General features: G+C 63.2%; 1 protein-coding gene. It reads left to right on the top strand.

Annotated elements, in window-relative coordinates:
* The coding region (locus KZZ07_RS26620; protein ID WP_219519932.1) for a formate--tetrahydrofolate ligase at positions 1–785 on the top strand (785 nt) is incomplete at both ends.

Below are 785 nucleotides of genomic sequence, written 5' to 3'. Positions count from 1 at the left end.
CATTCCGGGTGAGCACCTGCTGCCCTACGGTCACGACAAGGCCAAGGTGAGCCAGGATTTCATCAATTCGGTGCAGGACCGCCCGAACGGCAAACTGATCCTCGTCACAGCCATCAACCCGACACCGGCGGGCGAGGGCAAGACCACGACCACCGTGGGTCTGGGCGACGGTCTGAACAAGATCGGCAAGAAGGCGATGATCTGCATCCGCGAAGCCTCGCTTGGGCCGAACTTCGGCATGAAGGGTGGCGCGGCCGGGGGCGGCAAGGCGCAGGTCGTGCCGATGGAGGAGATGAACCTCCACTTTACTGGCGACTTCCACGCCATCACCTCGGCGCACTCGCTGCTGTCGGCCATGATCGACAACCACATCTACTGGGGCAACGAACAGGAAATCGACCTGCGCCGCGTGCAGTGGCGCCGCGTTGTCGACATGAACGACCGTTCGCTGCGCCAGATCACCTCGTCGCTGGGCGGCGTCTCCAACGGCTTCCCGCGCGAAGACGGGTTCGACATCACCGTGGCCTCCGAGGTCATGGCGATCCTCTGCCTGGCCAAGGATCTGAAGGATCTCGAAGAGCGCCTGGGCGCGATGATCATCGCCTATCGCCGTGACAAGTCGCCGGTCTACTGCCGCGACATCAAGGCCGAAGGCGCCATGACCGTCCTGCTCAAGGACGCGATGCAGCCGAACCTGGTGCAGACGCTGGAAAACAACCCGGCATTTGTGCACGGCGGTCCCTTCGCCAACATCGCGCACGGCTGTAACTCTGTCATCGCGACGA

This window comes from Mameliella sp. CS4 (assembly GCF_019392335.1).
Taxonomy (GTDB): domain Bacteria; phylum Pseudomonadota; class Alphaproteobacteria; order Rhodobacterales; family Rhodobacteraceae; genus Antarctobacter.
The sequence above is the reverse complement of the archived record's forward strand: the minus strand, read 5'-3'. Positions and strand labels throughout refer to the sequence as shown.